Origin of the sequence: Mesorhizobium sp. M7A.F.Ca.US.005.03.2.1 (assembly GCF_003997795.1) — a bacterium.
GTDB classification, from domain to species: Bacteria; Pseudomonadota; Alphaproteobacteria; order Rhizobiales; family Rhizobiaceae; genus Mesorhizobium; species Mesorhizobium ciceri.
Genome location: NZ_RZRP01000374.1, coordinates 1 through 5,961 on the forward strand (window position 1 = coordinate 1; position 5,961 = coordinate 5,961).

General features: G+C 63.5%; 4 protein-coding genes and 1 pseudogene. 1 reads left to right on the plus strand and 4 read right to left on the minus strand.

Annotated elements, in window-relative coordinates:
* Window positions 1–99: 99 nt before the first annotated feature.
* Complete coding sequence (locus EN991_RS20300; protein ID WP_027160415.1) at window positions 100–765, minus strand: outer membrane protein; 666 nt, start codon at window positions 763–765, stop codon at window positions 100–102.
* Window positions 766–859: 94 nt separating this feature from the next.
* A complete protein-coding gene (locus tag EN991_RS20305; protein ID WP_127369395.1) occupies window positions 860–1,711 on the minus strand; it encodes an alpha/beta fold hydrolase in 852 nt (283 codons plus the stop codon).
* A 147-nt stretch (window positions 1,712–1,858) separates the two neighbouring features.
* Here EN991_RS20305 and ade point away from each other — a divergent pair, with 147 nt between their 5' ends.
* Complete coding sequence (gene ade, locus EN991_RS20310; protein ID WP_127369396.1) at window positions 1,859–3,667, plus strand: adenine deaminase; 1,809 nt, start codon at window positions 1,859–1,861, stop codon at window positions 3,665–3,667.
* 161 nt (window positions 3,668–3,828) lie between these two features.
* On the opposite strand, the pseudogene EN991_RS20315 reads toward ade, so the two are convergent.
* Window positions 3,829–4,992: pseudogene (locus tag EN991_RS20315) on the minus strand (alpha/beta hydrolase).
* A gap of 137 nt (window positions 4,993–5,129) precedes the next feature.
* The coding region (locus EN991_RS20320; RefSeq protein ID WP_127369397.1) for an alpha/beta hydrolase at window positions 5,130–5,961 on the minus strand (832 nt) is incomplete at its 5' end.

Consider the following 5,961-nt stretch of genomic DNA (forward strand, 5'->3'; position numbering starts at 1 on the left):
ACCCATTCCCCCCGCCCACTGGGAGCGTCGGCCACCCTTCCATGAAGAGAGCCCCTCAAGTGGTCGCCTGGGCCGGCAGCGTCGCGATTGTGGGCCTGGTCAGAACTTGTAGCTCAAATTGATCCCGACCGTATTCAGCTTCACGTTCTGATCGCGATCGTTAAAGGGTTCTGCCACCTCGTAGTGCTCGGAGCCGAAATCATAGTAGCGATACTGCGCGCCGACGACGAACTTGTCGGTCAGCGCGTAGTCGACGCCGGCACCCACGGTCCAGCCGACATTCGTGCGCGTGCTGTCGAACGCCGGACCCGCGACTTGCGATGTTTCGATGCCGGCAAAGGCGACGCCGCCAATGCCGTAGACCAGCAGGCGGTCCATGGCGTAACCCGCCTTGGCGTTGACCGACCCGAACCACTTGATGTCGGTGCCGAATGTGCTTCCCAGCGCCGATACCGTCGTGCCGCCGACCGAGGAATAGTTGAGGTCCGCCTCGGCGCCGAGCACCGCCTGGTCGAATTGCCACAGGCCGGCGACGTGGCCGCCGACAAAACCGCCGTCAATGTCGGGCGCGATGGAAAATGGCGCACCTTCTGTCACCGATACATCGGATTGGCCCCAGCCATAGCCGGCCTGCAGACCAGCGTAATAGCCCGTCCAGTCGAATCCGGGCGCGGTCATTGGCACGTCGACCGCCGGGTCGGCTGCAAAAGCCGGCACGGCCAGAACGGCAAGGAAACCGGCACTAGCGACCATCAATCGACGCATCGAACTCCCCGAAATGACGGTTCAGAAAGATCCTCGTCAGAAGGATAACCGCATTCGCCGCAATCGCAATCCCCCTGTCGCCGTACAGAATCCTCTATTTGGCATCGATGAAGTCCAGCACAGCCTGGCTATATTCATCCGGCGCTTGCAGCATGGCGAAATGACTGGCGTTGGGCAGGACGATCAGCTTCGCACCTGGGATGGCGGAGGCGATATAGTCGGTGTGTTCGCGCTTGATCGCCTCATCGTGGTCGCCGGCAACGATCGCCGTCGGCGTGGTTATCTGGGCAAGCTGTTCCTTGCTCCACGCCGGCTCGCTCTCCCACATGTGGCTCATCTGCGCCACGAAGGCGTCATACTGGTCCGGTGTTTTCGACATCTTCTTGTAGTCGCGGCCGGAGCGGTCGATGTAGGCGGCAAAGGTCTTGTTGGTCATCACGCCCGGATCAAGGCCGTCGGTGGTTACGTTGGCGGCTTGCGCGAACAGCCTTGTCAGCCGCTCCGGATGATGCAGTGCGATGTCGATACCGATGATGCCGCCATCGCTCCAGCCGACAAGCGCGGTCTTGTCGATCTTCAGGTGGTCGAGCAGCGCCAGATAGTCCGATGCCATCAAGTCGTAGCCATAGGGCTGCTCGGTGCGGGTGGAGCGGCCGTGGCCACGGCTGTCGGCGACGATTACCTTGTGCGTCTTGGAAAGCGTGGCCACCTGGCTGGCCCAGATGTCGCCGTGGCCGAGGCCGCCGTGGATGAGCAGCACCGGATCGCCCGCGCCGAAAACGGCGTAGTACATCTGGATGCCGTTCACCGGCGCGTATCCGCTCTGATCGGGTTTGGGCATGGCCGCTGGTTCCGGCAAGGTCTGCCAACGCTCCTCGGCCACGGCAGAAGTGGTCGACGCTGCGAACAAGATAACGATGGCGAACGCTTTCCAAAAACGGGTCATGTCTTCCCTCATATGGTTCGGTTCGCGGTCAGCATCGCCTTCCAGCCGGATTAGTCAACAAGCTCGCCCTGACGCGGTATGTCGGACCGACGGCTCTGGCGGCGCCCGCCGACATTTGCGAGACTGGCGGCAACCGAGGAATCGCCAATGACGAAAGCAACGCCCGCAAAACCCAGACCGTGGACCGAGATGGCGACACATCTGGTCGATGTCGCCGTGGGGCGCAAACCCGCTGACCTGGTCGTGCGCAACGGCCGCTGGGTGAACGTTCATTCGGGCGAGATCATCGCCGGCACCGACATCGCCATTGCCGGCGGGCGCTTTGCCTATTGCGGGCCCAATGCCAGCCATGCAATCGGCCAGGGCACCAAGGTGGTCGATGCCGGCGGGCGTTATCTGGTGCCCGGCCTCTGCGACGCGCATATGCATGTCGAGAGCGGCATGGTGACGGTGACCGAGTTCTGCCGGGCCGTCATTCCGCACGGCACTACCTCGATGTTCATCGACCCGCATGAAATCGCCAATGTTCTGGGTCTGCCCGGCGTGCGGCTGATGCATGACGAAGCGGTCGCCATGCCCATCAACGTGCATGTGCAGATGCCGTCCTGCGTGCCTTCGGCGCCGGGGCTGGAACATGCCGGCGCCGAGCTGACGGTCGCCGATGTCGCGGAAGCGATGACCTGGGAGAACATTATCGGCCTGGGCGAAGTGATGAACTTTCCCGGCGTCGTCGCCAATGATCCGGTGATGTCGGGCGAGATCGCGGCGACGGTTCATGCAGGCAAGACGGTCGGCGGCCACTATGCCTCGCGCGATCTCGGCCTGCCGTTCCACGGCTACGTCGCCGGCGGCCCCGAGGACGATCATGAGGGCACGCGCGCCGAGGACGCCATCGCCCGCGTGCGCCAGGGCATGAAGGCGATGCTGCGGCTGGGCTCGGCCTGGTACGACGTTGCCTCGCAGATCAAGGCGGTGACGGAGAGCGGAATCGACCCGCGCAACTTCATCCTGTGCACCGACGACAGCCATTCCGGCACGCTGGTCCAGGAGGGCCATATGGACCGCGTGGTGCGCCACGCCATCCAACAGGGATTGAAGCCGGTGACGGCGATCCAGATGGCGACGCTCAACACCGCCCAGCATTTCAAACTGGAGCGCGAGATCGGCTCGATCGCGCCGGGCCGGCTGGCCGACCTGCTGATCGTCTCGGATCTCGCCGCAATGACCATCGACGAGGTCTATGCACGCGGCGTCAGGGTGGCCAAGGGCGGCAAGCTCGAAATCGACATTCCGGCCTATGATTACCCCCGGACGGCGAAGAACACCGTCAAGCTCGGCAAGAAGTTGAAGGGCGACGACTTCGATATCGCCGCCCCCAAGGGCGCCAACGAGGTTCGGGTGCGTGTCATCGGCGTCATCGAGAACCAGGCGCCGACGCGCGCGCTGGAGGCCGATCTGCCGGTCGAGGACGGGCTGGTCGCAATGGACCGCCGCAACGACATCTGCCAGATCGCGCTGGTCGAGCGTCACAGGGGCACGGGCGGCGTCACCAACGCCTTCGTTTCGGGCTTCGGCTATATGGGCGACTGCGCCATGGCGTCCAGCGTGGCGCATGACGCCCACCACATCATCTGCGTCGGCACCAACAAGCAGGACATGGCGCTGGCGGTAAACCGTCTGGGCGCGGTCGGTGGCGGCGTCGTGCTGTTCTCCAAGGGCAAGGAACTGGCGCTGGTCGAAATGCCGATCGCAGGCCTGATGTCGGACGAACGGGCGGAAATCGTCGCGGCCAAGGCCGAGAAGCTCACCGAGGCGATGCGCAAGATGGGCTGTTCGCTGAACAACGCCTACATGCAGCACTCGCTGCTGGCGCTGGTCGTCATTCCGGAGCTCAGGATCTCCGACGTCGGCCTGATCGATGTGACGACATTCCAGAAGGTCGATCTGTTCGTCTAGGATTGTTGATATTCAGGCCATGCCGGCCTGCAACTAGCGATTTTCTGCGCTTCCGGTGCTCACGTACTTAAGTACGCTCCGCTCCGGTTCTCGAAAACCACCACTTTCGGCTCGGCCTGACCCGAATCTCAACAATCCTAGGGCCAATGCCGCCCGCTGGCTCACCCGCCGGTGGCGATGGTCAGCACCTTGAACGGCGTGGTGATGACGATCTCTGCGACCGAGCCGACGGCCTTGCCAAGGCCCTGGCCGAGATTGTTGAGCTGTGTCGGGTCGGGTTCGTCCGAGGCGAGGCCCGCCGGCGCCCGCAGCCGGTCGCCGAGCAGTTGCACCAGCATCGGGTTGTCGGCGAATTTGGCGTGGTTGAGGCGGTCGCCGCCCTTGGCCTGGGAAAGATCGACCACCGACACGCCATAGCTGGCGAGGTCTGCAGCGTTGCCGTAGTCGCCGACGCGCGGCTTGTCGCCCGAGATCAGGGACGAGAGCTTGAGAGCCCGGTCATCCGCAGAGAGCAGGATGGCGAACGGCTTGTCGGGTTTGCCGTAGCGGATCATCTGCTTCTTGAAGACGTCGACATCGATGTCGGGCGAGGCCAGGATGACATAGCCGAGCTTGCCGCCGAGATCCCGGTCGCCGGTGATGGCAAGCTGGCGCAGCGCCTCCATGGTCACCCAGGTTCCCATCGAATGGGCGATGATGTCGATGCTCTTGACCTTGGTCTTGGCCAGCATCCTGAGCGTCGCCTCGAGGTCGTCGCGCGCTGCGTTGGCGCTTTCCTTGTCGTAGATGTAACCCGTGGTCTTGCCGCTCGAAGCCCAGGAGAACAGGACCGGGGTGCCGGGCTATTTGGTGTCGTGGGCGATCTGCGTCAGCCGGTAGATGCCGTCGTCAAAACCGTTGTTGAAGCCGTGCACGAAAACCAGCGCACGGTCGCCGCGCATGGAAATGTCGGCGCCGACCGCTTTGGCGAACTGGGGCGCGCCCTCATAGAAAGTGACGTCCTTGGCGGTAAAATCCTTGGCAGGATTGCTGTTTGCCGATCCCTTGGCCCGCTCGATGGCGCCGACCTGATGGCTTTTGGGAACGGTGACGTCGACACGGGCAAAGCTGGTGGTCAGCGAGCGATCGCCGTCGTAAACCTGTCGCGGCTCTTTTGTTGCCCTCTGGCGGGTGGTGGCGACGAAGATTTCATGCGTGGCCGCGATGTCGGATGCGGGCACCGAGACCGTCGTCCTGTTGAGCAGGTCGTGCGTTTTTCCGCCAGCGCAGCCGGTGACAGCGAGCGCCAATGCAACGACGAGGTAGCTCTTCGAACGCACGGTCACACGCAGGCTCCCGCCAAAGGGGACGTCAAACGCGTGACGTCGCTGGCTATTCCGATAAGGCCAGAGACCGGCGCGGTCCAGTTCAAAGTGAATCCATACGTCCGCGATGCCGGGCAGGCATGGCCGCGAGACCGCACCTATTGGCCAAGCAGGCTGATGCGGTCGGTGACATCACGGTCGCTGGCAAAGCCGTCATCCTCGCGCAGCCGCTGGCCGATCATCTTCACCAGCGTCGGATTGTCGGCGAACTTCGTATGGTTGAAGCTGTCCGATCCCTTGACCTTGGACAGGTCGACGACCGTCACGCCATAAGAGGCAAGATCGGCGGCATCCTTGTAGTCGCCGACACGCGGCCGTGAACCGGCGATCAGGCCGGAGAGCCGCAGCGCGCGGTCGTCGTCCGATAACAGCAGGATGAACGGCTTGTCGGGCTTGCCATAGCGCCGCATCTGGCTCTTGAACACGTCGACATCGATGTCGGGCGAGGCCAGCACCACGTCGCCGAGCTTACCGCCGAGATCGCGATCGCCGGTGATGGCCATCTGGCGCAGCGTTTCCATGGTGACCCAGGTTCCGAGCGAATGTGCGACGATGTCGATGCGCCGCGCGCCGGACTGCTCCAGCATCCTGAGCGTCACCTCCAACTGGTCGCGGGCAGCGCTGGCGCTTTCCTTGTCATAGACATAGTCGGTGGTCCTGGCGCCCGATGCCCAGGAAAACAGCACTGGCGTGCCGGGATAGCCGGAATCATGGACGATCTGGGTCAGGCGATAGACGGCGGCATCGAAGCCGGTGTTGTAGCCATGCACGAAGACCATGACGCGGCCGCCGCGCGCCGCGATGTCGGCGTTGAGCGCGCTGGAGAATTTCGGCTGCGTGTCGTAGCCGACGACCTCGGAAGCCATGAAATATTTGGCCGGGTCGTCCGACTTGCCGCGCGAGCGGCGCTCGATCTGGCCGGTCTTGTGA